22 protein-coding genes are annotated in these 26,180 nt (G+C 64.3%); 11 read left to right on the top strand and 11 right to left on the bottom strand.

Annotated elements, in window-relative coordinates; all coding sequences use genetic code 11:
* Window positions 1-9 precede the first annotated feature (9 nt).
* Window positions 10-2,808: an ATP-binding protein gene (locus V3388_RS10075; protein ID WP_442915636.1), complete on the top strand. Its 2,799-nt coding sequence runs from the start codon at window positions 10-12 to the stop codon at window positions 2,806-2,808.
* Window positions 2,809-2,810: 2 nt separating this feature from the next.
* Here V3388_RS10075 and V3388_RS10070 read toward each other — a convergent pair whose 3' ends face one another.
* Entirely contained in the window at window positions 2,811-3,176 is a 366-nt protein-coding gene (locus V3388_RS10070) for a hypothetical protein (RefSeq protein WP_336367420.1), read from the bottom strand.
* A gap of 208 nt (window positions 3,177-3,384) precedes the next feature.
* Here V3388_RS10070 and V3388_RS10065 point away from each other — a divergent pair, with 208 nt between their 5' ends.
* Together V3388_RS10065 and V3388_RS10060 are read left to right on the top strand one after the other, a co-directional pair.
* Window positions 3,385-4,020, top strand: a complete 636-nt coding sequence (locus tag V3388_RS10065; protein WP_336367419.1) for a hypothetical protein — start codon at window positions 3,385-3,387, stop codon at window positions 4,018-4,020.
* Window positions 4,021-4,024: 4 nt separating this feature from the next.
* The gene (locus tag V3388_RS10060; RefSeq protein ID WP_336367418.1) at window positions 4,025-6,301 is read left to right on the top strand and encodes a patatin-like phospholipase family protein; all 2,277 of its coding nucleotides are present in this window, start codon (window positions 4,025-4,027) and stop codon (window positions 6,299-6,301) included.
* Window positions 6,302-6,336: 35 nt separating this feature from the next.
* On the opposite strand, the gene V3388_RS10055 is transcribed toward V3388_RS10060, so the two are convergent.
* The gene (locus V3388_RS10055) at window positions 6,337-7,011 is read right to left on the bottom strand and encodes a GntR family transcriptional regulator (protein WP_336367417.1); all 675 of its coding nucleotides are present in this window, start codon (window positions 7,009-7,011) and stop codon (window positions 6,337-6,339) included.
* A 70-nt stretch (window positions 7,012-7,081) separates the two neighbouring features.
* Entirely contained in the window at window positions 7,082-8,515 is a 1,434-nt protein-coding gene (gene cls, locus V3388_RS10050; RefSeq protein ID WP_336367416.1) for a cardiolipin synthase, read from the bottom strand.
* 141 nt (window positions 8,516-8,656) lie between these two features.
* Here cls and V3388_RS10045 point away from each other — a divergent pair, with 141 nt between their 5' ends.
* The 4 genes from V3388_RS10045 to V3388_RS10030 all read left to right on the top strand — a co-directional run bounded on the left by V3388_RS10045 (window position 8,657) and on the right by V3388_RS10030 (window position 12,101).
* Window positions 8,657-9,463: an alpha/beta fold hydrolase gene (locus tag V3388_RS10045; RefSeq protein ID WP_336367415.1), complete on the top strand. Its 807-nt coding sequence runs from the start codon at window positions 8,657-8,659 to the stop codon at window positions 9,461-9,463.
* Between the two features lie 9 nt (window positions 9,464-9,472).
* On the top strand, window positions 9,473-10,558 hold the full coding sequence (locus tag V3388_RS10040; protein ID WP_336367414.1) for an SMP-30/gluconolactonase/LRE family protein: 1,086 nt from the start codon (window positions 9,473-9,475) through the stop codon (window positions 10,556-10,558).
* On the top strand, window positions 10,555-11,019 hold the full coding sequence (locus V3388_RS10035) for an acyl-CoA thioesterase (protein WP_336367413.1): 465 nt from the start codon (window positions 10,555-10,557) through the stop codon (window positions 11,017-11,019). The genes V3388_RS10040 and V3388_RS10035 overlap by 4 nt, the downstream gene beginning before the upstream one ends.
* Window positions 11,020-11,117: 98 nt before the next feature.
* Window positions 11,118-12,101: an NADP-dependent oxidoreductase gene (locus V3388_RS10030; RefSeq protein WP_336367412.1), complete on the top strand. Its 984-nt coding sequence runs from the start codon at window positions 11,118-11,120 to the stop codon at window positions 12,099-12,101.
* On the opposite strand, the gene V3388_RS10025 is transcribed toward V3388_RS10030, so the two are convergent.
* The 3 genes from V3388_RS10025 to V3388_RS10015 form a co-directional block, all read right to left on the bottom strand.
* Window positions 12,102-13,982 carry a cation:proton antiporter gene (locus tag V3388_RS10025; RefSeq protein WP_336367924.1) on the bottom strand — a complete coding sequence of 627 codons (1,881 nt, stop codon included), beginning with the start codon at window positions 13,980-13,982 and terminating at the stop codon, window positions 12,102-12,104.
* A 32-nt stretch (window positions 13,983-14,014) separates the two neighbouring features.
* Entirely contained in the window at window positions 14,015-14,803 is a 789-nt protein-coding gene (tcdA, locus tag V3388_RS10020; RefSeq protein WP_336367411.1) for a tRNA cyclic N6-threonylcarbamoyladenosine(37) synthase TcdA, read from the bottom strand.
* Between the two features lie 283 nt (window positions 14,804-15,086).
* Window positions 15,087-16,862: an acyl-CoA dehydrogenase C-terminal domain-containing protein gene (locus V3388_RS10015; RefSeq protein WP_336367410.1), complete on the bottom strand. Its 1,776-nt coding sequence runs from the start codon at window positions 16,860-16,862 to the stop codon at window positions 15,087-15,089.
* 247 nt (window positions 16,863-17,109) lie between these two features.
* Here V3388_RS10015 and V3388_RS10010 point away from each other — a divergent pair, with 247 nt between their 5' ends.
* Window positions 17,110-17,868, top strand: coding sequence for an SDR family NAD(P)-dependent oxidoreductase (locus tag V3388_RS10010; RefSeq protein WP_336367409.1), 759 nt, complete (start codon window positions 17,110-17,112; stop codon window positions 17,866-17,868).
* An 85-nt stretch (window positions 17,869-17,953) separates the two neighbouring features.
* Here V3388_RS10010 and V3388_RS10005 read toward each other — a convergent pair whose 3' ends face one another.
* Window positions 17,954-18,595 (bottom strand): ChrR family anti-sigma-E factor, encoded by a 642-nt coding sequence (locus V3388_RS10005; protein ID WP_336367408.1) that lies wholly within the window; start codon window positions 18,593-18,595, stop codon window positions 17,954-17,956.
* Window positions 18,592-19,194, bottom strand: coding sequence for a sigma-70 family RNA polymerase sigma factor (locus V3388_RS10000; RefSeq protein ID WP_336367407.1), 603 nt, complete (start codon window positions 19,192-19,194; stop codon window positions 18,592-18,594). The genes V3388_RS10005 and V3388_RS10000 overlap by 4 nt, the downstream gene beginning before the upstream one ends.
* Window positions 19,195-19,534: 340 nt before the next feature.
* On the opposite strand from V3388_RS10000, the gene V3388_RS09995 reads away from it, so the two are divergent.
* The gene (locus V3388_RS09995) at window positions 19,535-20,587 is read left to right on the top strand and encodes an AraC family transcriptional regulator (protein ID WP_336367406.1); all 1,053 of its coding nucleotides are present in this window, start codon (window positions 19,535-19,537) and stop codon (window positions 20,585-20,587) included.
* Here V3388_RS09995 and speA read toward each other — a convergent pair.
* Window positions 20,572-22,479, bottom strand: a complete 1,908-nt coding sequence (gene speA / locus V3388_RS09990; protein ID WP_336367405.1) for a biosynthetic arginine decarboxylase — start codon at window positions 22,477-22,479, stop codon at window positions 20,572-20,574. The two genes, V3388_RS09995 and speA, sit on opposite strands and share 16 nt — an antisense overlap.
* 193 nt (window positions 22,480-22,672) lie before the next feature.
* Between speA and speE the strand changes: the two genes are divergently transcribed.
* Both speE and V3388_RS09980 read left to right on the top strand, forming a co-directional pair.
* The gene (gene speE, locus V3388_RS09985; RefSeq protein WP_336367404.1) at window positions 22,673-23,554 is read left to right on the top strand and encodes a polyamine aminopropyltransferase; all 882 of its coding nucleotides are present in this window, start codon (window positions 22,673-22,675) and stop codon (window positions 23,552-23,554) included.
* Between the two features lie 38 nt (window positions 23,555-23,592).
* Window positions 23,593-24,180, top strand: a complete 588-nt coding sequence (locus V3388_RS09980) for a tetratricopeptide repeat protein (protein ID WP_336367403.1) — start codon at window positions 23,593-23,595, stop codon at window positions 24,178-24,180.
* Window positions 24,181-24,455: 275 nt separating this feature from the next.
* Here V3388_RS09980 and V3388_RS09975 read toward each other — a convergent pair whose 3' ends face one another.
* The gene (locus tag V3388_RS09975; RefSeq protein WP_336367402.1) at window positions 24,456-25,727 is read right to left on the bottom strand and encodes an ammonium transporter; all 1,272 of its coding nucleotides are present in this window, start codon (window positions 25,725-25,727) and stop codon (window positions 24,456-24,458) included.
* 71 nt (window positions 25,728-25,798) lie between these two features.
* Complete coding sequence (gene glnK, locus V3388_RS09970) at window positions 25,799-26,137, bottom strand: P-II family nitrogen regulator (protein WP_008940573.1); 339 nt, start codon at window positions 26,135-26,137, stop codon at window positions 25,799-25,801.
* Between the last annotated feature and the right edge of the window lie 43 nt (window positions 26,138-26,180).

Raw genomic sequence — 26,180 nt, 5'->3', positions numbered from 1 at the left:
AGTCGACGTATGAACCGGACGCTTCGGGCAAGCCTGGTGATGCTGTGGGCCCTGTGGCTGGCCCTCGGTGCCCTGCCGCTGAGGGCCGACCCACCCCAGCCGTCACCGTCGCCGGTCCTTGGCGAAGCGGACCTGGCGTGGCTGCAAAAGCAGACTCGGTTTGTGGTCGGGGTCTACAGCGGCCAGATTCCCCTGGCGTTTGATACCGGCGACGGCGTTCTGGCTGGCACCTACATCGATTATCTGGCCCGCCTTTCGGACAAACTGGGGGTGCCGGTTCAGCCGGTGGTGCTCGACAGCGCCACCGGGAAACCGGTGGATGCCTCTGCCCCGACGCCGGACGCGGTACTGACAACCCTGCCGGCCAACGCCGAGGTGCCCAGCGGTCGACGCACGACGCGCCCGCTGATGAGCCTGACCTACGGCCTGTTTGCCGGTGCCGGCGATGCGGGGGTTCAGTCCCTGGCGGACCTGGAGGGTGGCCGGATTGCCATTATCACGGGCGATCCGAACCAGTACGCCATGCTCGACCCGGTCAACGATTTCTCGCCGGTGCTGGTGACCGGCGTGGGCGAGGCGATCAGCGCCGTGCTGTCCGGCAAGGCCCAGGCCATGGTGGGCCCGGTGCCGGTGGTGTCGGACTACCTGCAGTCCGCGATGATCAAGGGCATTGGCCTGGCACGGCTGCTGGAGAACAAGCCGGTGGACGTGGTGCTGTCGGTGCCGGTGGGCAAGCCGCGCCTTTACCGGGTGCTGGACCGGGCCATCGAAGCCATCAGCCTGCAGGAGCACCGAGCCATTCGCCGGTCCTGGCTGCAATCGGATGTCCGCTCCCTGTCCGAAGAGGGCCTTGCGCTGTCCGCCGCCGACCGCGACTGGCTGCAGGCCCATCCGAAGCTGCGGCTGGCACTGCGCTCGGACTGGCCGCCGTTTGAGTTCTCCCAGGACGGCCGGGCCAGTGGCCTGGTGCCCGACCTGGTAAGCCACCTGGAAGACCGCCTGGACGTGACCTTCGAGCGCACCATGATCGACAGCCGCACCAAGGCCGAACAGATGCTCGAGGACGGCGAGGTGGACGTGCTGCCGGGCCTGTCACGCACCCCCCGCACCGAAGACCGTTTTCTGTTTACCCGGCCCTACCTGAGCGTGCCCATTGTGCTGGCGATCCGGGACGACGGCCGCTTCATCGGTGACCTGCGGGAACTGCGGGATGAAAAAGTCGGGGTAGTGAACGGTCACGCCGCCCACGATTACCTGTTGATCAACCATCCGAACCTGAACCTGTACCCGATGGATTCGGTGGAGCAGGGGCTGCTGGCCTTGTCCAACGGTGACCTGGACGTGATGGTGACCCAGATTCCGGCGGTGAGCTACACCGTCGCCCGCCTGGGCCTCTCCAACCTGCGCATCACCAGCATTACGCCTTACCAGTACGATCTGCGGCTGGCGGTTCGCAAAAACCAGCCGGAGCTGCTGAGCATCCTCAACAAGGCGCTCTCCAGCCTGGATAAATCGGAAACCGAGGCCATCTACAACCGCTGGATCCACCTGGATATTGAGCAGGAAACCGATTACACGGTGGTGCGCCGGGTGGTGCTGATTGCCATCGTGGTGGTGCTCATCTTCCTGTACTGGAACCGCAAGCTGTCCCGGGAAGTGGACGAGCGCATCCGCTCGGAGAACGCCCTGCGCCGCAGCGAGGACGAACTGCGGGCCGCCAAGCTCGAAGCCGAGCGGCTGGCCCGGCAGGCCGAGGCCGCGAGCCGGTCCAAAAGCGAGTTCCTGGCCAACATGTCCCACGAAATCCGGACCCCGATGAACGCGGTCATCGGCTACAGCGACCTGCTCAGCAATACGGTGACCGACCCTCAGCAGCGCAACTACCTGGACGCGATCCGGGCCGGCAGCCGAAGCCTGCTGATGCTGATCAACGACATCCTGGACCTGTCCCGCATCGAGGCGGGCAAGATGCGGCTGGATTACGCGCCGGTCTCCGTACGCCGCCTGCTGGGGGACGTCCGCCATATCTTCGACCTGCGTGCCCGGGAGCAGGGCATCACCCTGGAAGTGAGCGTGGGCTCGGGCCTGCCCGATACCATGGTCCTGGACGAGACGCGCCTGCGTCAGGTGCTGTTCAACCTGGTGGGTAACGCCATCAAGTTTACTCACGAGGGCGGGGTGACCGTGCGGGCCCGGTCCTCAGCGCTGGATGCGGAAACCGGCCCCGACGGGGTGGAGCGACGCTACTGCCGGCTTACGGTGACGGTCCGGGATACGGGCATTGGCATCGCGCCGGACCAGCAGGAGCGCATCTTCGACGCGTTCGAACAGCAGGAAGGCCAGAACACCCGCCGATACGGCGGCACCGGCCTCGGCCTGGCGATCAGTCGCAAGCTCGCCCGCATGATGGGCGGCGAGCTGTCCGTGGACAGCGAGCCGGGGGTGGGTTCGGTGTTTACCGTGACCCTGCCCAGGGTAGAAGTTGCGGCGGAACAGGCGGCCGATGAGGGCGAGCCGAAAGAGGAAGAGCGCCTGCTGGCCCAGACCCTGAGCATGCAGGAGCGGGGTTGGCTGCGGGAACAGCTGGGCCGGGATTTTGGCAACGAGTGGGAAACCGTTCGGGAAAGCGGCGATCCGGAGCAGATGAAGGATTTCGCCCGGCGGCTCACTGCCTGGGGCCAGCGCCACCGCTCGCCGTCGGTGGCCCGCTATGGGGAAAAGCTGCTGGCGGATGTGGATGCGTTCAACCTGGATGCGGTCAACAGCGCCCTGGACGCGTTTCCAAAACTGCTGGGCCGGAAAACCTGAGGTTACAGGCAGTCGAACTGGGAGCGACGGTCGAAGGCGACTGAAACCATATCGTAACCGGACTCGGACAGTCGGCGGATCAGTTCCTGGTCTTTAAGCAGCGTCATGCACACTTTGTGGACGCTGGCCTGGAGTTGCTCGGTGGCCGGTTCGCTGGCGGGGAAGCGAAAATCGACGATCAGGTATTTGCGATCCACCGCGGAGGATGCGGGAATATCCTGGCGTTCAACGCTCTGGTAGCCGATATAGGCGATCTGGTCCCGGGGGAACACCTGGCTCATCAGCACGTCGATGTTCTCGGCGTGCGCCACCGGGGCCGACAGCAGTGCGCCCGCAAGACACAGACTGAGGGTTCGGGAAGTGGCCATGGGGTTCGGCTCCTGGCGGCGATGGACGGATTGTAATTAAGTGTAACCTGACGTTACAGAACATTATCGCAAAGCGGGTCGCACTTTGCGTCATCGACGGGCACTATTTTTCAATTGTTTGCAGTCCCGCGCCCCGCTCCCTCCGGGCCGGGGCGCTTCGACTAAGATCAAGCAGAGAACCACAGGTTCATCGGCAGGAGGAAACACGATGTATCAACTGGTGTTCAGGGGCGAGTGTGTGGCCGGAACCGACCAGCAGACGGCCCGTAACAACGCCCGGGCCCTGTTCAAGGCGACGGTGGAGCAGGTAGAGCGAATGTTCAGCGGCCAGCCGGTGGTGATCCGCAACCGCCTCGAGCAGGCGCAGGCGGAAAAGTATCGGGCGGTGCTGGAGAAGCACGGGATGATCGCCTACGTGCAGCCCATGGCCGGCACGGCGCCGGAGGCCTCAGGTGAACCCACACCAGAGCCGGCGCCAGCACCCGCTGCGGCACCCACGCCCAAACCGGCCGCCCGGGCGCCCGAAGCGCCGGCGCAACGGGCCGCCGGCGCGCCGTCAGCCCGGCCGGCCGTGTCGGTGGCGGTCGAACCCGGCGAGCGCCTGGCGGTGGCCGGGGAGCGGGTGGACGACATCCTGGCTGGCTCCGGCCTGACGCTGGACCCGGTGGGGGTGACTCTGGCCCCGGCCACGGTATCGGAGCCCCCCATGTTCGAGCATCTGGACGACTGGAGCCTGGCGCCGGTGGGCGCGGATCTGGGTCATGATCGGGAGGCGCCGCCGGTGGCTACCCCGGACATCTCCCACCTGTCCCTGGTGGACGATGCCGACACCCCGAAGCGCTGATGCCATGATCCGCAGGTCGTCTTCAAGGGCGCCGGACGTTCGTGCCTGTCTGTGGGGGTTGGTGTGCCTCGCGGCCCTGACCCTGGGCGTGGCGCCCGCGCTGTCTGCCGCAGCCGCCGGTGGTAACGACGGCCGTACCGGCGATGTCAAAGCGCGCCCCATGGTCGCCCTGGTCCTCAGCGGCGGCGGCGCCAAAGGCATGGCCCACGTGGGTGTGTTGCGGGTGCTGGAGGAAATGCACGTGCCGGTGGACCTGGTGGTGGGCACCAGCGCCGGGTCGGCCGTAGGAGCGCTGTACGCGTCAGGCATGCCGGTGGCGGAGATCGAACGGCGCTTCATGAACCTGGACTGGCTGTCGAGCTTCCGGGACGATCCGGGCCGCGTCTACAAGCCCATCCGCCGCAAGGAATCCGAGTGGCGCTTTCCGCTGGCGCCCGGACTGGGACTGCGCGCCGACGGCGTGCACGTGGGCGGTGGCCTGGTGGCCGGCCAAAACCTGGGCTTTATCCTCAATGAACTGACCGAAGACGCTACCCTGGTGGACGACTTCGACCGGCTGCCCATCCGATTCCGGGCGGTGGCTACCGACCTGGCCACCGGGGAGCCCGTGGTGATTGGCCATGGCAACCTGGCCGATGCGATCCGGGCCAGCATGAGCATTCCTGGCGTCTACAGCCCGGTCGAGCGGAACGGTCGGGTGTTGGTGGACGGCGGCATCGCCAACAACCTGCCGATCAGCGTGGCCAGGGACCTTGGGGCGGATGTGATCATCGCGGTGGACATCACCGACCCTCTGTCGGACCCGGACCAACTGCGGGAAGCGTTTTCCGTGGTGGGGCAGCTGACCACCCTGCTGACCCGGCGGAATACGGACCAGCAGCTGGACCTGCTCGGGCCAGGCGATGTCCGGATTCATCCAGACCTCGAAGGGCTGACCTCGTCGGATTTCTACCAGGCCCCTCTGCTGTTTGAAATTGGCGCAACCGCCACCCGTCGCCACGCCGTGGCGCTGCACCGGCTGTCGGTGTCCAGCGAGGCTTGGGCCGCCTATCGCTCCCGCCTGGCCACCCGCAGGGTCAACGATGGCGCCATCGCCCGGGTGGAAATCGATACGCCCCGGAACCTCGCCCGGGACTTCCTGCGGGAGCGCATCCGTCAGCAGCCGGGGGAGCCTCTGGACGTGCCGGCGCTGCAGGAGGACCTCAAACGCATCTACGGGCTGGGCTATCACGAGACGGTGTCCTACTCCCTGCTGCCTTCCCCGGACGGCCCGGTGCTGCGCATCCGGCCCGCCGAAAAATCGTGGGGGCCGAACTACCTCGCCTTTGGCCTCAACTACGAGGACAACGTGGACGGCGATACCCACTTCAACCTGGCCTCGGCCCTGCGGGTAACCGAGCTGAATCGGCTGGGGGGCGAGTGGCAGACCGGCGTGCAACTGGGTACGGACCCCTGGATCCGCACCCAGTGGTATCAGCCCCTGGCCTATGGCTATGACCGGTTCCTGATCCTGGGTGGCCAGTACAGCCGCACCAACGTGGCGCTCTATGAGGACACCGAGCAGGTGGCGGAGGTGGACGTCGGCCGCCGCAGTGCCGATCTGGGTGTGGGCATGGAACTGGGGGGCAACGCCGAGGTGCGGCTGACCTATGTGCGCGGCTATGCCACCGTCGACAAGCAGATTGGCGGTGAGCCGGTGCCGGACAACTCGGTGAACAGCGGCAGCCTGCAGCTTCGCCTGGTGCACGATTCCCTGGACGACGCCTCATACCCCACCAGCGGCGGATTCGCCGGCCTGCGGGCGCGGTTTGAACGCCCGGGGCTGGGATCGGACCGGCGGTTTGATTCGGTCACCAGTCTGCTGATGGCGTCGGGGGACTGGCGTGGGCTGAGCGTGACCGGCCTGCTGTTCGCCGAGGACGTGCTCAAGGGCGAGGCGGGCATTGAGAATCAGGTGCGCCTGGGTGGGTTCCGGCGGTTGTCAGCATACGCGCCAGGGCAGATTACCGGCACCAGCGCGGCCATGGCCGCTGTCTACGCCCGGCAGCGCTTCGGCGGGCCCATTGTGCCCTGGTTTGCAGGCACTGGCCTGGAAGCGGGCAACGCCTGGGATTCCCTCGGAGAGGCGAGCTGGACCGATTCGGTCAAGTCCGTGAGCGTGTTCGCCGGCGTGGATACCTTCTTCGGGCCGGTCCAGGCGGCGGCCGCCTACAACTCCGCCCAGGACTGGACCGCCTACCTGAACGTGGGCTTTACCTTCACCCAGCTCTTCTACGAATAGCGCCAGGCGCGGACCCCTGTGAACGGCGGACGGATTTACGCGGAGCGCGAGGAGGCGGCGATGGCGTCCAGCACCTGCTGGCACTGCTGCAGGGCGAAACGGTGCAGGATGCCGGCCAGACGGTCGTCGTCCCGGTCCCGGATGGCGTCGATGGATTCCCGCATGTGGGCCAGGTTGTCTTCCAGCACCTGCAGGCCGCCCCGCTGAAACGCCACGAACGCGCAGCGGCGAGCCGAGGGCCAGAGGTCGTCGATGGCAGTCACGATGAAATAATTGTCGGCGTAGGCCAGAGACGCCTGGGTGTATTCAATGCCCAGGGCGAGGAACGCTGGCAGATCGTTGCGGTTGAAGCAGTCCCGCATCTGCTCGTAGAGCGCTTCGAGCCGCTCCATGTCGGCCGGCTGCCACTGGCGGGCCAGCTTTCGGCCGGTGTGGGTCAGGTACAGTTCCAGAGTGTCGTACAGGCTGCGCACGAAGTGTTCGTCCAGGGGCGTCACAAACGCGCCCTTGCGTGGCACGCTGCGGATCAGGTGGCGCTTTTCCAGCACCAGCAGGGCCTCGCGAACGGAGCCGTTGCTCACGTTCATGTCTTTGGCCAGGGTGCTCTCGTACAGGCGCTCACCGGACCGGAACTGGCCGAAGGTGATGCGGTCTTCCAGGTGGCGGGCCACCTGTTCGGTCAGGGTCTCACGGGGCTGGAACGCGGTCATGGGGTACAACGGGCCTGCACGGACAACGATGCCCGAATAGTCGCACAGGCTGGCGCCCACTGCCAGTGCGTTACAACAACGGTGCGCCCAGGCGGATGGCCCGGCAGGTCAGCCGGAACAGCAAGGAGCGCTCCTCGTAGTCGCCGGGCGTCATCAGTTGGCAATGGGCCAGATCGTCCTCCAGCATCCGGGCCACAGAGTCGACGAAGTCCCCGTCCACCATAATGGCGGTAATCTCGAAGTTCAGGCGCATGGACCGGTTGTCCAGGTTGGCGGTACCAATTGCCGCATAGCGGTCGTCCACCAGCACCACCTTCTGATGCATGAAACCCGGCTGGTAGCGATAAATGTTGATGCCTGCCTGGCAGGCCTGGACCAGGTATGAGTAAGCGGCCAGGCGGATCACCGGGTTGTCGGACACCTCCGGAATCAGGATGCGCACGTCTACGCCGCGCAGTGCCGCGAGTTGGAGCGCATTCATCACCTGGAAGTCCGGCACGAAGTAGGGGGAGGCAATCCAGATCCGTTCCCGCGCATTGTTGATGCAGTTGAGGAAAAACAGGGTGCAGGTTTCCCAGGTATCCGCCGGGCCGCTGGGCAGGATTAGCACGTCCTCGGCGCCGGGCGGGGGCTGGTTGTTGTACGTCCAGTTCAGCTCGGGCAGTTGGTCGCTTGCCCAGTTCCAGTCTTCCAGCCAGGCCAGCTGGAGGCCCGCCACCGCCGGCCCTTCCAGGCGGCAGTGGGTATCCCGGAACGGGTCCTGCTCCAGTGCCGTGCCCAGGTATTCGTCTCCCAGGTTGATGCCGCCCACGAAACCGGTGGTGCCGTCGCACACCAGCAGCTTGCGGTGGTTGCGGAAGTTAATCTGGAAGCGGCGGCGGCGGACGTTGCCGTTGCCGAAAGACGCCACTCTGGCACCGGCATCGGCCAGTTCCCGAAGGTAGCGCCGGGGCAGCCAGACGCTTCCGATGTCATCGTACAGAAACCAGACCTCCACGCCCTCCGCCAGTTTTCGCTCCAGGATGGCCTTGATGCGCTGCCCAACCCGGTCCGAGCGCACCAGATAGAATTCCAGCAATATGTAATGACGGGCGTCTTCCATGGCATCGAACAGGGCCTGGAAGGTGGCCTCGCCGTCCTTTAGCAGGGTGCAGCGGTTGCCGCTGGTGAACGGTTGGCGGCCAAGTTTGCTGAGTACGGCCAGCTCGTCGCGGCCGGCTCCGGTGGCGTCGGCCGGGGCCGGGCAACCGATCTGTTCGAGCTGGTTGAACAGGTCCCCCAGCGCCTGGTCACCCAGGCGGCGCGCCTTGATGTACCCGCCAAACCGGCTGCGGCCAATCAGCAGGAACAGCGGCACGGTAAGGTAAGGCAGGCCGAGCAGGCCAATAATCCAGGCAAGGGCCCCCTGGGAGGTGCGGTAGGTCAGCAGGATCCGGTACACGCACCCGAGGGCGGCCAGGTAGAACAGGGCCAGTCCGATGGCAAGCAGTGACAGGTGTTCCATGGCCGGAGTGGCTCCTTGGTTGGCCCCGCAGGCGTCTGCCGGGACGGCACGGAAGTTGGTTCGCGCCGGTTGTCTGGCAGGCTGTCGATGGTAATGTATCCGGTCTGGCATGCATCCTTCAAACGCGGAGACGAACTGACCATGACTGTGGCGCTTTATCATCGGATTACGGGGGAGGGCGCGCCCCTCATCCTTCTGCACGGACTGTTCGGCTCCCATGAGAACCTCGGCGGCATTGCCCGCCGGCTCCAGGACCAGTGGCAGATCCATGCGCTGGACGAACGTAACCACGGCCAGTCGCCCCATACCGAAACCATGGATTACCCGGCCATGGCCGAGGACGTGATTGCCTACATGGATGCAGCCGGCCTGGACCGGGCGAGCTTCCTGGGCCACTCCATGGGCGGCAAAGTGGCCATGCAGGTGGCCTTGATGGCGCCGGAGCGGGTGGAACGGCTGATTGTGGCCGACATCGCCCCGGTAACGTACAAGCCCCGTCACGACGCGATTCTGGAAGGCCTGAGCGCGGTGGTACTGGACGGAGTGCGCTCCCGCAGCGAGGTAGACGAGCAACTGGCGCCCTACGTGGACAGCGCGCCCACCCGACAGTTTCTGCTCAAGAACCTTGAGCGGGTGCCCCGGGACGAGCAGACCGAGGGCGGCCCGGTGTTCCGGTGGCGCCTGAACCTGCCGGTGATCGAGGCCTGTTACGGCAACCTGGCAGCGGCCCCGGCGGGTGACGGGCCCTTCAACGGGCCGGTACTGTTCCTCAAAGGCGCCGATTCTGCGTACATTCAGGAGAAACACCGTGACACGATCCTGCGGCTGTTCCCAAACGCGGAGGTTCGTGTGATTCAGGACACCGGCCACTGGCTGCACGCGGAAAAGGCCGACACGTTTGCCGCGCTGTGCCGCCGCTTTCTGGAGGCCGGCGCGAACGCCGGTTGAGGAGCTCCCATGAAATGGCTGCTGACGCTGCTGATCCTGTTCATTCTCACTGGGGGCTTTCTGCTGAGCCCGTCTCCGGTGGACAGCGCGGCCTGGCAGCCGCCCGAGGCACCGGCGCTGTCCGGTCCGCTGGCCCCCAACGAGCGGCTGCAGGACGCCGATCTGCTGGCGCGAGGGCAGGTTAACGGGCCCGAAGACGTGGCCATCGGCGCGGACGGCCTGCTGTATACCGGTACCGCGGACGGCCGCATCGTGCGGATTTACCCGGACGGTCACACCGACACCTGGCTGAATACCGGCGGCCGCCCCCTGGGTATGGCGTTTGACCGTCGCGGCCGGCTGATTGTGGCGGATGCCGACGAGGGGCTGCTGGCCATCGGCCCGGACCGGATCGTGACCATTCTGGCGCGGGAGCAGGGCGGTACCCTGTTCCGGTTCACGGACGACGTGGCAGTGGCACCGGACGGGCGCATTTACTTCACCGACGCCAGCGACCGCTTTCACCAGAAAGACTACCGGTTGGACCTGCTGGAAACTCGCCCCCACGGCCGCTTCCTGCGCTACTCCCCGCGAACCGGACAGGTGGAGAAGCTGATTGGCAACCTGTATTTTGCCAACGGCGTTGCGGTGTCCCCCGACGGTTCGTTCGCGCTGGTCAACGAGACCTGGAAATACCGCATCCTGCGGTACTGGATCAAAGGCCCGAAGGCCGGCCGCACCGAGGTCTTCGCGGACAACCTGCCGGGCTTTCCGGATAACCTCTCGATCGACGGTCAGGGGCGGGTGTGGGTGGCGTTCCCGACCCTGCGCAACGCCACCCTAGACGCCCTTCATCCCTATCCCTGGCTCAAGAATCTGGTGGCCAAGCTGCCTGACACTCTCCAGCCCAAACCCCGGACGTATGGGCTGGTGGTGGCCTATGACCACCAGGGCCGGCCGCTGCTGAGCCTGCACGATACCGCCGGCAGCCACCTGAAGGAGATCACCTCGGTGACCCCGGGCAACGGATCGCTATACTTTGGTTCACTACACAACGATCGGATTGGCCGGCTACCCTTGGGCGCCTTTTCCGCTGCCGGAGACGACCAACCATGAACCCGATTGACTGGGATCTGCCGGACCCGTTCACCCTGGACATCGACGTTCAGGCCGCCGACACCGACCGGCTAGGCCACGCCAACAACGTGGTGTACCTGCGCTGGCTGGAAGACGTCAGTTGGGCACACATCGAAAGTCTCGGGATGACCTGGGCCCTGCACGAAGAAACCGGCAAGGCCATGGCCATCACCCGCACGGAAATTGACTACCTGGCCGCCGCCAACGCCGGCGATCGGCTCGTGCTGGGCACCTGGCTGACCGGATTTGACGGCCGCTTCCGATCTGCCCGGCAGTTCCAGCTGGTGCGGCCGGCGGACGGCAAGACCCTGGTCCGGGCCATGTCCACCCACGCCTGCGTGGATCTGAAAACCCAGCGGCCATCCCGTGCCCCGAAGGCGTTCGCCGAGATCCTGGCGGGTGCGTCGGTGGCGGGAGGACGGGGGCTGCCGGACGCCTGAGGCTGGCCTGGCCCTGGAATTCTGCTAGTCTGAAGTCGGCACCTCAGCGGTGCGCCAAGGCGGACATCCCTGCCACTCTGTCACAGTTGGAGACGTTCATGGAACACAACGCTGAACCGGCCCGGGCCGGGACCATGCGCCGGGTTGTTTACGACCGTTTTGGCGAGGCTGACGTGCTGACGGTGGTGAGCGGTGCCGTCCCCGAACCGGGCGCCGGCCAGGTGCTGGTACGGGTGCACGGTGCCGGTCTCAACCCGATCGACTGGAAAACCCGAAAGGGCCTGGGCTTTGCCGCCCGCCAGATCGAGAACGCACTGCCCTGGACACCCGGCTACGACATCGCTGGGGAAGTGGTGGCGGTGGGGGATGACGTCACCACCCTGGCACCGGGTGATCGGGTGATGGGGATGGTGGGTTTCCCCTCCGGGGGTGGTGCCTACGCCGAGTACACCCTGGCCCAGGCGGATGAGCTCGCGGTCGTTCCGGACGAGCTGGACCTGGTCACCGCCGGAGGCGTGCCGCTGGCGGCGCTGACCGCTTGGCAGGGGTTGTTCGAGATGGGCAAGCTGGAGTCCGGCCAGAAGATCCTGATTCACGCCGGCGCCGGTGGCGTTGGTCATTTTGCCGTCCAGTTCGCCCTGGAGCGGGGCGCCCACGTGATTGCCACCGCCTCGGCCCGCAACCGGGACTTCCTCGCGGAGCTGGGGGTGCACGAGGTGATCGACTACCACGACAGCGATTTCACCGAGGAGTGCTACGGCCTGGACATGGTGCTCGACCTGATGGGCGGCGACATTGGCAAACGGTCGCTGCAAACCCTCGGCGAGCAGGGCGTACTGGTCACCATCCCCACGGTCACCGCCGACGAGATCATCAGTGCCGCCGAGGTCATGGGACTTCGGGCCCACGGTATGACGGTGCGCCCGGACGTGTTCCACCTGGAGGAAATTGCCGAGCTGATCGAAGACGGCGATGTGCGGGTGCACGTTGACCAGAGCTTTTCGCTGGATCAGGCCCGGGCCGCCCACGAAACCCTGGAAGGTGGGCACGTCCGTGGCAAGCTGGTGCTTGACTGCCGCTGATCAGTTGGCGGGCGCCTGGGCTTCCCCGGCCTGGGCGTCCTTTTCAGTGTCTTTGTCTTTTTCCTTTTCCTTTTCCTTTCGCTCCTTCGGCGCCTGGGGCGGGACCAGGCTGATCAGAAGCCAGTCGTCCTCCGGTTTGAGACCGTCCATCTGCCGCACCGGCACAATCCGGTCTTTGCTGTCGAACACGAACAGCACCAGGGCCTGGTGCTGGTAGGTCTCCAGGAACGCTTCGTAATCAAAGGTTTCGCTGAGCTGGGTGGTACGCACGCTGTAGCCCTGGCTGACCAGGCTGGCCAGCTTGGCGTAGCTGACGCCATCGAACAGGCCGCGGGTCAGCTGGATTTTCTCGGCGGTCTGGTGCCGGGCGTTCTGGTCCTGGTCGCCCTCGGACAGGGTGAACACGTGCTGGCTGCCGAACCAGTCCAGGAAGTGGTACGTGGCCAGGGAATTCATGTGTTTGTAAGGGGATACCACCAGCAGGTTACCGATGCCGGTCAGGTCGAGGTGGGTGGCGGCGTGCTCGGACACCGGGTTGCCGAAGTACACCGACAGATTCGCCATCCGGGCCTGCCGGACGTTTTCCCAGTTGGTGTCCGCCAGGGTCACCGGCACCTCATGCTTGCGCAGGGCCTGGGCGATCATCCGGGCCACCGGGTTGGCACCGAGAATCAGATAGCCGTAGGCCGCCGGCTCCGCCACGCCAAGCAGGTGCGCCAGCGGGCGGGCGGTCAGGCTCTGCAGGGTCACGGTAGCGATGATCAGCATGATCACCAGGGGCACCAGGGCGCTGGCGCTGTCATAACCCAGGCGCTGGAGCTGGAACGCAAACAGGGCGGACACCGCCGCGGCGACGATGCCCCGGGGCGCGATCCAGCTCAGGAACAGTTTATCCTTGAGCGTCAGGTCGGTGCCGATGGCGGACAGGAAAATGCTCAGCGGGCGGGCGACCAGGACGAGGGCGCCGATCACCACCACCAGGCCCCAGCCGAGGTCGGCAATGGCGTTGAACTCCACCCGGGCCGCCAGGATGATAAACAGGGCGGAAATCAGCAGCACGCTGAGAGATTCCTTGAATTCCAGAATGCTCTCGATGGGCACCTGCTTCATGTTGGCCATCCAGATGCCCATGATGGTAACCGTCAGCAGCCCGGATTCGTGGGCGACCTCGTTGGAGAACGCATAGACACCCAGCATAAACGTCAGGGTGCCGGCGTTGTGCAGGTACTGGGGAATCCAGTGTTTGCGTAACACCAGCCCGTTCAGGTACCCGGCGACTGCGCCCACCAGCAGGCCGACCAGAACGGTTTTGCCGAACAGCACCAGGGCGTGTTCAAACACATTACCCTGGCCCCAGGACACAATGCCCTCGAACACCAGAACCGCCAGCAGGGCGCCCACGGGATCAATAATGATGCCTTCCCAGCGTAGGGTGTTAGCCAGCTTGGCCTTGGGTCTCACTGATCGCAGCAGCGGCGCGATCACCGTGGGCCCGGTTACAATCGAAATGGCGCCAAACAGCAGGGACACCTGCCAGGATAGGTCGAGCACCCAGCGGGCCGCCAGGGTGCCGGTGATGCAGGCCACCACCGAACCCACCGGCACCAGGTTGCGGACCATTTTGCCGTGGCCGCGGATTTCTTCGAACCGAAGGGTCAGGCTGCCTTCAAACAGGATGATGGCGACCGCGAGGGACACCACCGGGAACAGCAGATCGCCGAATACTGCCTCGGGCACCAGCACGCCGGTTACGGGCCCGGCCACCAGGCCGCCGGCCAGCAGGAACAGGATCGCAGGCATGCGAACCCGCCAGGCGAGCCACTGGCAGGCCAGAGACAGCACGCCAATGGTGGCAAGCAAAAGCACGGTGCTGATGGGCATGGCGGTGTCGGTTCCTTCCATCGGGGCGGTCCTCAGGGTTGGGCGTTGCGGGCCAGCCGGGCGAGCAGGCGGGCGGCGGCGATCAGGCCGAAACTGCCGGTGACGGGGCTGGCGGCACCAAAGCCGGTGGCGCAGTCCAGGCGCACGGGGCCGGCGGTGTCCGGTTTTTGCAGGCAGACTTCACCGTCAGCGGCGGGGTAGGTCAGTTGCTCCAGCGAATACACCGCCTCAATGCCAAACCGGCGTTTGGGATTGCGGGAAAAGCCGTATTCCCGGCGCAGCAGATTGCGCACCTTGGCGAGCAGCGGGTCCTGGGTGGTTTTGCTGAGATCGGCCACACGGATCTGGGTCGGGTCCATCTGCCCGCCCGCGCCACCGGCGCAGATCACCGGCAGTTTGCGGCGCTGGCAGTGGGCGAGCATGGCAGCCTTGGCTTTGACGCTGTCGATGGCGTCAATCACGCCGGACAGGTCGTCGGTGAGCAGCTCGGCGACGTTCGCCGGGGTCAGGAAGCCGAAGTGCACCCGGATATCGGCGTGCGGGTTGATGGCCCGCAGGCGCTCGGCCATGGCGTCGGTCTTGGTGCGGCCATACTGGCCGTCCAGGGCGTGCAATTGGCGGTTGGTGTTGGAGACGCAGATGTCGTCCATGTCGATCAGGGTGAGGGTTCCGACGCCGCTGCGGGCCAGGGCCTCGGCGGCCCAGGAACCCACGCCCCCGAGGCCGACCACAGCCACGTGGGCGTTTCGGAACGCCGCCAGTGCCCGGCGGCCGTAAAGCCGCTCGATGCCGCCGAAGCGAAACCCGTAATCGTCGTTCATTCAGCCTCCGATTCCCGCCCGGCAACGCCGGACTGCCCGTGGGAGGGGCATTGTAACCCAGCGCCGGAGCGGGCACGACTGCACTGCGGGGAATCACGGATGGGGCGGGGGAAACGAAAAAAGCCACGCGTAAGCGTGGCTTGAAAGAAAGGCCCGGATCTCTGGGAGCCGGGCTGGACTAGTTCAGAGACACTAATCAACGTACCTATTGTCAGACAACGTAGGCCGAGCCGGAAGGTCACAACTTGCCAAAAGTCGGTCATTTCCGGCCAGCCATGGCCCGTTAAGCCGCCCAGTGGTCGTCGCTGAACGCCATCAGAGTGTCCTTACCGCTTTCAATATCCGCCAGTAACCACTGAATTTCCGGCAGCAGCTTGTCGAAGAAATACTGCGCGGAGGCCTGCTTGGCTTCCAGCAGTGGGCGGTGGCCGGTGCCTGCTTCCAGGCGCTCGGTGGCCACGGCGGCCATCCGGGACCAGAGATAGCCAATGACCGTCAGTGCCATCAGCCGCAGATACGGCGTGGCAGCGGCGCCGGCCTGCTCCGGGTCCTTGGGGGCGTTGCTGGCGAGCCACATCGTGGCCTGTTCCAGTGCCTTGACGGCGCCCTTGAGCGCTTCCCGGTGGGGCGCCTCCGGATTGGCCTTGAGGTAGCCCGTCAGCTCGGCAAACAGGGTGCGCACCAGCTGGCCGCCCTTGAGGCTGAGCTTGCGGCCGACCAGGTCCATCGCCTGAATGCCGTTGGTCCCCTCGTAAATGCGGGCAATGCGGCCGTCACGCACCAGCTGCTCCAGCGGCCAGTCCTGGGTAAAGCCGGAGCCCCCCAGTACCTGCAGGCCCCAGTTGGCGTTGTTGTAGCCTTCGTCGGTCAGGAACGCCTTGACCACCGGGGTGAGCAATTGCACCAGATCGTCCGCCTGCTCTCGCACCGCCTCGTCCGGGTGCGCCACCGACAGGTCCAGCTGCTGGCCGGTGAACAGGGCCAAGGCGCGCATGCCCTCGTTCAGGACTTTCTGGCGCATGAGCATTCGGCGCACGTCCGGGTGCACCAGAATCGGGTCGGCCGGGCCGTCCGGGTTCTTCGGTCCGCTCAGGGACCGGCTCTGCAGGCGCTCGCGGGCAAACCCGAGGCTCTCCTGATAAGCCATTTCCGCCAGGCCCAGGCCCTGCATGCCCACCATCAGCCGGGCCTCGTTCATCATGGTGAACATGGCGCGCATGCCGTCGTTGGGTTCGCCCACCAGCCAGCCGGTGGCGCCTTCAAAGTTCATCACGCAGGTGGCGGAGCCCTTGATGCCCATCTTGTGCTCAAGGCCGCCGCAGAACGCCGGGTTGCGCTCCCCGGAGCCGGGCAGGAACTTGGGCACCACGAACAGGGAAATGCCCTTGGTGGTGTCCGGCGCCCCCGGCAGCTTGGCCAGCACCAGGTGCACGATGTTGTCGGTCAGATCATGCTCACCGCCGGTGATCCAGATCTTGGTGCCCTCGATGGCGTAGCTGCCGTCCTCGTTGGGCGTGGCGCGGGTACTGATCAGGCCCAGATCGGTGCCGCACTGTGGCTCGGTCAGGCACATGGTGCCGGTCCACTCACCGGAGATCAGCTTTTCCAGATAGGTCTGTTTCAGCTCGTCCGAACCGTGGGTGTGCAGGGCGCTGATGGCGCCGTGGGTCAGGCCGGGGTACATGCCCAGGGACAGGTTGGTGGAGCAGACCATTTCATCGACGATGAATTTCAAGGTGTGGGGCAGGCCCTGGCCGCCAAACTCTATGGGCGCATCCAGTGCGGTCCAGCCGCCCTCGACGAAGGTCCGGTACGCCTCCCGGAACCCGTCCGGCGTGGTGACATTCTTTGTGTCGGTATCGTAGTGGCAACCTTGTCGATCACCCACCTGATTGGTGGGCTGGATGACATCGGCGGCGAGCTTGCCCGCTTCTTCGATGACCGCGGTCATCAGGTCCGGGGTGGCGTCCGCGTAGGGCGCCAGCTCATGCAGGCGGTCCGCGCCCAGTACGTCAAACAGCAGAAACTTCAGGTCTTCGATGGGGGCCTGATAGCGCATCACTCTCTCCTTTTTTTGATCGGCAAGCCGCGGGCGCGGGCGGCCGTCAGCCAGCGCCCATTCAAACCATCGATTAATACGATCGTTTGAATTTCTGGGATTATGGATTGACCGGAAATTTATGATGAAAGATTTCTATGGAAGCGGTTTGGACGATTAATAACCCTGTTAATCAGCGATTTGCTACGATTTGGGTTCTTCGAAAACGCGCAGCAACATTCCACGCGGGAGCCCGACCGACAGCGCCATGACCGACGCAATCCCCACGACCAACCTAGTGATCGCCGGCATCAGCGGTGCCGTTGGGGGTGCGTTGGCCAGACACTGCCTGCAGGCCGTGGAAGATGTCCGAATCCTCGGGCTCTGCCGGCGGCCGGACGCGGTGGATACCACCGGGCTCGATGATCGGGTGTTCCTCCAGGCCTGGGACGCGACCACCGCCACGCCGGACAGCGTTCGTGAAAGGGCGGAGGTTGCGTTCGGCGCACCGGAGGCAGGCATTGATCTGATCATTTATGCGGCCGGGCTTCTGCACGACAGCGACCTGTTCCCGGAAAAGCGCCTGGAGGATGTGTCGTCCGAGGCCATGGCCAGGGCGTTTGCCGTCAACTGCACCGGCTTTGCCACGCTCATGCGGGGCCTGGTGCCCTTCCTGCGGCACCGTCGCCTTAAAAAGGTGGTGGCGATTTCCGCCAAGGTCGGGTCGATTGGCGACAACGGTTTCGGCGGCTGGTACGCCTACCGCAGCGCCAAGGCGGCGCTGAACATGGTGGTGCGGAACCTGTCCATCGAGCTTGGCCGCCGTTCCAGGCCGATCGCCTGTATCGCCCTGCACCCGGGTACGACCGAATCCCGGCTGAGTGAGCCGTTCCAGGGTTCCCTGGCCCAGCTGACGGTGCACACGCCGGCGCAAACGGCCGAGAACCTGTGGCGGGTGATCGACGGGCTGGAGGATGCGTCCAACGGCCAGTTCCTGAGCTGGAACGGGGAGGAGTTGCCGTGGTGAGCGTTGTTCGGACAATGGACGACCATCAGGCACAAAAAAACCGCCCGGGACGCGTCGCGGGCGGTCTGGATGACGGACAGCTGGGTTACCGGATGAACGGGTTCAGCATGCGGGTGAACGTACCAGTAAGCTTGACCGGCGCGCTCAGCACCGACAGGGTGATACAGTCTTCACACCCCACCGCGACCGGCTTATGCTCGTCTTCGTCGGTCAGCACCACAAAATCCCACTGGTTGAACACCCCGTTCTGGTCGGCAAACGCCCCCTGCAGAACGATGGTGGTCTCTTCACCCCGATGGGTGTGGGCAGGTGCTTTGCCGCCGGCGGCCAGTTTCTGAAGAACCACCTGCTCCCGCTGGCCGGGGAACCGGTCGGTGATGTCCAGCACGCTGACGTCTCCCAGCTGACGTTTCCAGGGCAGCTCGCCCAGGTCTTCCCCCAGCAGCTTCTGTAGCGGCGACATCCGGTTTGCGGCCTGATCAACCAGGCGGTTTGCATCCGGTTCCTGGTCAATGCGGGCGAGAATGGTGTCGAACATGTTCTCGGACACGCTGACCTTCGGCTGCGTTTCCATCATCACCGCGCCAAGGCTGTCCAACGTGTCCACCCGGCTCCGACAGTGAGGGCACTTGTCCAGGTGGAGCCGGATGCACAGGGCGTGCGGCTCGCTCAGGTTGCCTGCGCTGTATTCCATCAGACTCAGGCTGTCGGGATGGTGCCGTGTCATACGTTCTGATCCTGCAAAATCACTCTCAGTTTATTCAGCGCCAGGCGGACGCGGCTCTTCACCGTACCCAGCGGAATGTCCAGTTCGTCTGCCACCATCTGGTGCGACTTATTCTCCATGTACACCTTGGCGATGACCGTGATCTGCTCCTCGGGAAGGTGGCTCAGGGACTCGCGAATGCGTCTTTCCGACATCAGCCGGTGCAAAGACGTGACCGGCTCATTCTCGTTCTCGCCGGGAATCTGCCAGAGATCCTCGGTTTCCACCGGCATTTCCGCGCTGGTCCGCTGCATTTTACGCAGCATGTCGATGCGCTGGTTCCGGGCGATCGTGAAGATCCAGGTGGATGCGGCCGCCTTGCGCCAGTCGTACAGGCAGGAGCGCCGCCAAATGGACACAAACACCTCCTGAACCAGTTCCTCGGCGTGACTGGCCAGCCCGTTCGCCATGGCGTAGTACTTGATCTGCGGGCCAAAGTGCTCGAACAGCTTGTGATAGGCCTCGCGATCCTGTGATTTACCCACCCGCTCAAGCATCTGACTCCAGGCGTCTTTGCTTCGCCCTTCAGGTCTGGCGGGTTTCGGTTCCAGTGTCGTCACTGGACGCTCCTTGACAGTCGCACGTTCTGAGCTCTTGTTGATCATCATTCTATGCACTCGTCGAGGGTTTGTCAGTGACAGAAATACGGATCGCGGATGCCCTCTGGATCACCCGAGCGTGAAAAAAAGTGGCTGGTCTGAAAATAGCCCTGGCTGAGAGGGGGCGGTGGCCCCGTCGGACTCCGGCGAGCCCTCTGATGACACAGTGACGACAGTGGCAACGGATCGACGTCGATGAAGCGATTGTCCTGCACACTCCGGCCCGCTAGGCTTGGATGAAAAGCCGCGTTGACGTTGTTCGGGCGGCGTTCGTCCTTTGCCAACAGTGAGTCCAGCGTTCATGACACTGCCCGGGAAACAGGGACCGTTGCCGGTGATCCGCGCCCACTATGCGGACATTCTGTGCCAACTTGCCGAAGAACTGGGGGTGGCCCGTGCGCCCCTGTTGGCCAGCGCCGGTATCCGGCCTGTGCAACTGGGGCACCCGGACAACTTCATTACCCTGGAACAGTTCACCGGCCTGTGCCGGGAGGCCCTGGCCCGCTGCAAGGACGACGCCCTGGGCCTGGCGTTCGGGCTACGGCTGAAGTTTACCACCCACGGCTCCCTGGCCCAGGCCGCCATCAGCTGCGACACCCTCGAAGAAGCCATCGGCGTGCTGATCAAGTATTTCCGCACCCGGTTCGTATACATGGACCTGACGTTTTTCGAGGAAGGCGATGAGGCGGTTCTGCAGCTGGACCCAGGGCATGGCCTCGCCGACCTCGAACGGTTCAACGTGGACGTGGTCATGGCCTCGCTGCTGGATGTGAACCAACTGCTGTTCGGCAATCGGTTGATCCTGGATGGCGAGTGCCGGGTGGTTTATCCGGAGCCCACGGATCGGGCGCCGTATCATCGACTGTTCGGCGACCAGATCCTCTTTGGCGCTCGCGCCAACCAGCTCCGATTCAACCGGCGGTTGCTGTCCCTGCCCATCGCGCTGTCCAATCCGGTGGCGCGGCGGGTGGCGGAAGCCCAGTGTGAGCAGGAGCTGAAATCGATCGACGCCAGCATCACCGTGACCGAACGGGTGCGACGGCTCCTCGCGCCAGGCGGCGATGGCCGTATCCCGGACCTGGAGACCGTGGCCGCGCAGCTGTCCATGTCTGCCCGAACCCTCCGACGCCAGTTGGCTTCAGAAGGCGTGCGCTTCCAGACGCTGCAGGATGCGCAGCGACACCGGCGGGCGCTGGTCCTGCTGCAACGGCCCGGTCTGACCATTGAGGCCGTGGCTGAGCAGGTCGGGTACAGCGATCCCTCCAACTTCGGCCGGGCCTTCCGCAAATGGGAAGGCGTGTCCCCCAGCGCCTGGCGCGCCCGGCTGGCCCCGGACGATCACTCTTCCAGGTAGGTGTAGCCGTCAAGCCCGACCGACAGCTCGTCCAGCAGCGCGGCCTGCTGGCCTGGCGCCAGGCTGCTGGCGGCAAACTTGCGCTGGTAGGCGGCCAGCAACTGCCCCGGCTCGAAGTTCACGTAGCGCAGCACCTTGGCGACGGTGTCGCCGGTGATGGGCTCGCCGATCTCGTAACCGCCCTGGCCGTTGAGCCGCACATCCACCGAGTGGGTGTCGCCAAACAGGTTGTGCATGTCTCCGAGGATTTCCTGGTAAGCCCCCGTCATGAAAAAGCCGATCAGCATGCCGTCATCGCCGGCGTCGTCCGGCAGGGGCAGTGTGGTCTCGATGCCCTGGCCGTCCACGTACTGGTCAATGCGGCCGTCCGAGTCGCAGGTGATGTCCTGAATCACCGCCCGGCGCACCAGCGGGCGGTTCAGACCCTGTATCGGCATCACCGGGAAGATCTGGTCGATCCCCCAGACGTCCGGCAGGGATTGGAACAGGGAGAAGTTCACGAACAGCTTGTCCGCCAGCTTTTCGTTCAGCTCGTCGATGATTTCCCGGTGCGCCCGGTTGGCGCTGTCCAGCCCCGCCCGCAACAGCTGGCAGCAGCGGCTGTACAGGGTTTCGGCGTGGGCACGCTCGGGCAGGGACAGCAGGCCGTGGGCAAACTGGCTGTGGACCTCCGCCATGGCGTGCATGACGTCGTGGTGGATCTCCGTGAGCGACCGGGGCGAGGCCGGGTCCTCCAGGCTGGCCAGATCGCGCCAGAGATCGTGCAGGGGGCCGGCGTCGCTCTCCGCCGGTGCCGACGGCGTGCGGTGCTCGGGGCCTTCCCGGTCGATCACGTTGGTCACCAGCACCGAGTGGTGGGCGGTGAGGGCGCGGCCGGACTCGCTGATCAGGTCCGGGTGCGGGATGCCCAGGCGGTCGCATTCGGCCTGCAGCACGTGGATCACGTTGTAGGCGTACTCGTGGACGCCGTAGTTCATGGAGCAACTGCTGCGGGAGCGGGTGCCCTCGTAGTCCACACCCAGGCCGCCGCCGATGTCGACGGTGCCCACCGGAGCGCCCAGCCGATGGAGCTCGGCGTAGAAGCGCGCGCACTCCTTCAGGCCGGTCTGGATGTCCCGGATGTTGGCAATCTGGGAGCCCAGGTGGAAATGCAGCAGCTGCAGGCTGTCCAAGGCGCCGGCGTCCCGCAGGGTATGGATCACGTCCAGCACCTGGGTGGCGGACAGGCCGAATTTGGATTTCTCGCCGCCGGTGTTCTGCCAGTTGCCCTTGCCAATGGTGGCCAGGCGGGCCCGCACGCCAATCAGCGGGCGCACGCCCAGTTCACGGGCCTGGCTCAGGATCAGCGGCAGCTCGGAGCGCTTCTCCACCACGATAAATACCCGGTGGCCGAGGGCCTGGCCGATCAGCGCCAGGCGGATGTACTCCCGGTCCTTGTAGCCGTTGCAAACGATCACGGAACCGGGCCGGGCCATGGCCAGCACCGCCATCAGCTCCGGCTTGCTGCCGGCCTCCAGGCCGATCTGTCCGGCGGACGCGGCGGGTTCGGCGGCCAGCAGTTCTTCCACCACACGGCGTTGCTGGTTCACCTTGATGGGGTACACCGCGGTGTAGCGGCCGCCGTAGCCCTGGTCGGAGGCGACACGGTTAAAGGCGTTGCACAGTTTGTTGACCCGGTCGTGCAGGATGTCCGTGAAACGGATCAGTACCGGAAGCTGGACGCCCTCGCCGGCGAGGGAACGGGTCAGCTCCGGCAGGTTGATGGTAGCGTCGCTGTGGCCACGGTCCGGGCGGATAAGGACCTCACCCCGATCGTTGACGTCGATGTAGCCGTCGCTCCAGTGGGCGATATTGTAGGCCTGGTGAGCCGGGGTGCCGCGAGTGTCGCTCATGCTTGCTATCCTGTCTGGAAACGGGCCGGCGCGGGGCCGGTCTGATGGCCGTCATTGTAGGTGTAACGCGCGGGGGCTAAAAGTCGCGGCTGCGGAAATTAGCGCCTACAATACGCCGCTTTGCGCCGGCCCCGGCGCGCGGCCAGATGCTGGCGCGCGCCATCCGGCCCGCAGTCACAACGGGAGGCACTTCATGACGGCATTGAACGATGGCTGGTTTACCGAGGTATTCCAGGACCAGGGCACCGCATTTTCCCTGCAGGTAAAGCGCAAGCTGCACGAGGAGCAGACGCCCTTCCAGAAGCTTGAGATCTACGAGACCGAAACCTTCGGCAACCTGATGGTGCTGGACGGCTGCGTCATGCTGACCAGCCGGGACAACTTTCTGTACCACGAGATGATGACTCACCCGGCCCTGTTTACACACAAGGACCCGAAAAAGGTGGTGATCATCGGCGGCGGCGACTGCGGCACCCTCAAGGAAGTGCTCAAGCACCCGGGTGTGGAAGAGGCCTGGCAGGTGGAAATTGACGAGCGGGTGACCCGGGCGGCGGAGAAGTATTTCCCGGAGCTGTGCGAATCCAACGGCGATCCCCGGGCCAACTTCTTTTTCGGCGACGGCATCCAGTGGGTGCGGGACCAGGCACCGGACAGCGTCGACCTGATCATCATCGACAGCACCGATCCGGTTGGCCCCGCCGAAGGCCTGTTCGCCCTGGATTTCTACCGGGACGCCATGCTGGCCCTGCGGGACGGCGGCCTCATCGTACAGCAGAGTGAGTCGCCCCTGCTGCACACCGACACCATCATCCGGGACATCCACACCGACATGCGCAAGGCCGGGCTCAAGCACGTTCAGACCCTGCCCTTCCCGCAGCCGGTATACCCGACCGGCTGGTGGAGCTGCACCATGGCCAGCAAGGATAACCCGCTGCGCTATTTCCGTGAGGAAGATGCGCGGGACCGGCCGTTCGTGACCCGCTACTATAATCCGGGCGTGCACCAGGGGGCGCTGGCCATGCCCCAGTTCATGGTGGACGCCCTGACCGACGACGTGAACCCGGCCGAGGGCTGAGGTCGGAAACCTCGGAGGGGGGCAGGGATGTTTACAAAATGATAGATACCTCCGTGGAGAGGGATCTAAAAAGCGCTGTAGATCTCTTTGACGAGGGTGCCTTTGAAATGGCCCTTGTTAAATTCAGAAAACTGTCGGATCAGGGCTGTTTTCTTGCAGACGCTTACCTTGGATATATATACGAAGTCGGAAATAGGGCGGTGCCTAGGAACTACCGAGCGGCGCTTTCTCATTATCAGATATCGGCTGAAAAAACGGGATCTCTGTTGGCGTTCTTTGGTTTGATAAGGATCTATTTTTACGGACTTGGTGTGGAGAGAGATTGCGTCAAGGCGATGGGTTATTGCGAGACGGTTTGTAAATCTACAGAAAGCCCCTACGCATACTTCTATATGGGGAAAATTTGTTTGGATGAGAGTTGGTCGGGCTATGACCTCGAGAGGGCCAAGAGATGCTTTGATAAAGCGTGGAATCTTGGTTACATACCCGGCCTGGGATATTTAGGGCTCGCCGAGCAGAGGTCTGGCAGGAATATCTTGGGAATCCTCATGAGAGTCAAGGCACTACTGTTGGCCGTGATCGTAACTGTAAAAAATTCGAACGACCCAAGGATAAGGAGAATCTAATTTTCTAGAACGTCCGACGTTCGGGAATGCGGCTATTTATTGAATAGATATGTCTTCCGAAATTTCTCTGAAATCCGAGAACGGGCCCCTCTCGGGCAATGGAATGTCGGGATGAGTGCTGCAGCGATTCGCTGGAAGATTCAGCGCCGTGGGAGTACCTGGCGAAATATTGAAAATCGAAAAGACATAAAAGATGCAGGTGATACAAAAGTGTTCATACACTGAATTAAAAAGGGGCGCCCGAGGGCGCCCCTTTTTCGTGATCGTCTCTGGCGTTATTGCTTGCCGTTGACGAACTCCGGGTAGGCTTCCATTCCGCATTCGGACAGGTCCGTACCCTCGTACTCTTCCTCTTCGGAGACCCGCAGGCCCATTACCGCTTTCAGAATGCCCCACACCACCAGGCTGGCGACAAACACCCAGACGAAGATGGTGGCGGCACCGATCAACTGGCCGCTGAAGCTGACGTCGCCGTTGGTGACCGGTACCAGCAGCAGGCCCAGCAGACCACACACGCCGTGCACGGAGATGGCGCCGACCGGGTCGTCGATGCGCAGTTTGTCCAGAGCGATGATGCTCAGGACCACCAGGACGCCGCCCATGGCGCCAAACAGGGTGGCGGTCAGCGCGCTCGGGGTGGACGGCTCGGCGGTGATCACCACCAGGCCGGCCAGCGCGCCGTTCAGCAGCATGGTGAGGTCAGCTTTGCCGAACATCAGGCGAGCGGTAATCAGCGCAGCGACGGCGCCGCCGGCAGCCGCGGTGTTGGTGTTCAGGAACACCATGGCCACGGAGTTGGCGTTGGCGATGTCACCCAGCTTCAGCACGGAACCGCCGTTGAAGCCGAACCAGCCCATCCACAGGATGAAGGTACCCAGGGTGGCCAGCGGCAGGTTGGCACCCGGGAAGGCGCGCACTTCGCCGTTCGGGCCGTACTTGCCCTTACGGGCGCCCAGCAGCAGAACGCCTGCCAGAGCCGCCGCTGCACCGGCCATGTGCACGATGCCGGAGCCGGCGAAGTCACTGAAGCCCAGGTCACCCAGGGAGTACATGCCGAACACCGCGTTGCCGCCCCAGGTCCAGGAACCTTCCAGCGGGTAGATGAAACCGGTCATGAACACGGCGAACACCAGGAACGTCCACAGCTTCATGCGCTCGGCAACCGCGCCCGAGACGATGGACATGGCGGTGGCCACGAACACTACCTGGAAGAAGAAGTCAGAGGCGCTGGAGTAGATGGCGCCGCCGGCGAAGCCGTCTTCACGGGTGGTGAAGCTGGACAGAACCGAGGGGACGTCCACGTCCTGAATGCCGCTGAGGAACAGGCTGCCGCCGTACATGATCGCGTAGCCGCACACCAGGTACATGATGCAGGCGATGGCGTAGAGGGCCATGTTCTTGGCCAGGATTTCCGTGGTGTTCTTGGCGCGCACGAGGCCGGATTCGAGCATGGCAAAGCCAGCTGCCATCCACATGACTAATGCGCCCATCACGAGAAAATAAAAGGTATCTATAGCGTACTGCAGCTCGAAAACGTTGTTTTCCATATCAAGCCCTCCGCACAAGGCTTCTGGTTATAAGATTTTTTGCGTTGGCCGGGTCGGTCGTCAGGGGCGGGTCAGACCGCCTCTTCGCCAGTCTCGCCGGTCCGGATCCGGATGGCCTGCTCCAGCTCGGTCACGAAGATCTTGCCGTCGCCGATCTTGCCGGTGTTGGCCGCCTTGGTGATGGATTCGATGACCTGGTCCAGCAGGTTGTCGCCGATGGCGATTTCCACTTTGACCTTGGGCAGGAAATCCACGACGTATTCCGCGCCGCGGTACAGTTCGGTGTGGCCTTTCTGCCGACCGAAGCCTTTGACTTCAGTGACGGTTACGCCTTGTACGCCAATCTCGGATAGTGCCTCACGGACATCATCCAATTTGAAAGGCTTGATGATTGCTGTCACAAGTTTCATTGCTTTCTCCTTGGTAAGGCCGTCCCAACATGGAGGCCCGCCG

The sequence above is a fragment of the Marinobacter sp. C2H3 genome, assembly GCF_037080155.1.
Taxonomy (GTDB): Bacteria; Pseudomonadota; Gammaproteobacteria; order Pseudomonadales; family Oleiphilaceae; genus Marinobacter.
The sequence above is the reverse complement of the archived record's forward strand: the minus strand, read 5'-3'. Positions and strand labels throughout refer to the sequence as shown.

Excerpts from the sequence above, each read along its gene's own strand:
- V3388_RS10075 (WP_442915636.1), top strand. The coding sequence starts at position 10 with ATGAACCGGACGCTTCGGGCAAGCCTGGTGATGCTGTGGGCCCTGTGG.
- V3388_RS10070 (WP_336367420.1), bottom strand. The coding sequence starts at position 3,176 with ATGGCCACTTCCCGAACCCTCAGTCTGTGTCTTGCGGGCGCACTGCTG.
- V3388_RS10065 (WP_336367419.1), top strand. The coding sequence starts at position 3,385 with ATGTATCAACTGGTGTTCAGGGGCGAGTGTGTGGCCGGAACCGACCAG.
- V3388_RS10060 (WP_336367418.1), top strand. The coding sequence starts at position 4,025 with ATGATCCGCAGGTCGTCTTCAAGGGCGCCGGACGTTCGTGCCTGTCTG.
- V3388_RS10055 (WP_336367417.1), bottom strand. The coding sequence starts at position 7,011 with ATGACCGCGTTCCAGCCCCGTGAGACCCTGACCGAACAGGTGGCCCGC.
- cls (WP_336367416.1), bottom strand. The coding sequence starts at position 8,515 with ATGGAACACCTGTCACTGCTTGCCATCGGACTGGCCCTGTTCTACCTG.
- V3388_RS10045 (WP_336367415.1), top strand. The coding sequence starts at position 8,657 with ATGACTGTGGCGCTTTATCATCGGATTACGGGGGAGGGCGCGCCCCTC.
- V3388_RS10040 (WP_336367414.1), top strand. The coding sequence starts at position 9,473 with ATGAAATGGCTGCTGACGCTGCTGATCCTGTTCATTCTCACTGGGGGC.
- V3388_RS10035 (WP_336367413.1), top strand. The coding sequence starts at position 10,555 with ATGAACCCGATTGACTGGGATCTGCCGGACCCGTTCACCCTGGACATC.
- V3388_RS10030 (WP_336367412.1), top strand. The coding sequence starts at position 11,118 with ATGGAACACAACGCTGAACCGGCCCGGGCCGGGACCATGCGCCGGGTT.
- V3388_RS10025 (WP_336367924.1), bottom strand. The coding sequence starts at position 13,982 with ATGCCCATCAGCACCGTGCTTTTGCTTGCCACCATTGGCGTGCTGTCT.
- tcdA (WP_336367411.1), bottom strand. The coding sequence starts at position 14,803 with ATGAACGACGATTACGGGTTTCGCTTCGGCGGCATCGAGCGGCTTTAC.
- V3388_RS10015 (WP_336367410.1), bottom strand. The coding sequence starts at position 16,862 with ATGCGCTATCAGGCCCCCATCGAAGACCTGAAGTTTCTGCTGTTTGAC.
- V3388_RS10010 (WP_336367409.1), top strand. The coding sequence starts at position 17,110 with ATGACCGACGCAATCCCCACGACCAACCTAGTGATCGCCGGCATCAGC.
- V3388_RS10005 (WP_336367408.1), bottom strand. The coding sequence starts at position 18,595 with ATGACACGGCACCATCCCGACAGCCTGAGTCTGATGGAATACAGCGCA.
- V3388_RS09995 (WP_336367406.1), top strand. The coding sequence starts at position 19,535 with ATGACACTGCCCGGGAAACAGGGACCGTTGCCGGTGATCCGCGCCCAC.
- speA (WP_336367405.1), bottom strand. The coding sequence starts at position 22,479 with ATGAGCGACACTCGCGGCACCCCGGCTCACCAGGCCTACAATATCGCC.
- speE (WP_336367404.1), top strand. The coding sequence starts at position 22,673 with ATGACGGCATTGAACGATGGCTGGTTTACCGAGGTATTCCAGGACCAG.
- V3388_RS09980 (WP_336367403.1), top strand. The coding sequence starts at position 23,593 with ATGATAGATACCTCCGTGGAGAGGGATCTAAAAAGCGCTGTAGATCTC.
- V3388_RS09975 (WP_336367402.1), bottom strand. The coding sequence starts at position 25,727 with ATGGAAAACAACGTTTTCGAGCTGCAGTACGCTATAGATACCTTTTAT.
- glnK (WP_008940573.1), bottom strand. The coding sequence starts at position 26,137 with ATGAAACTTGTGACAGCAATCATCAAGCCTTTCAAATTGGATGATGTC.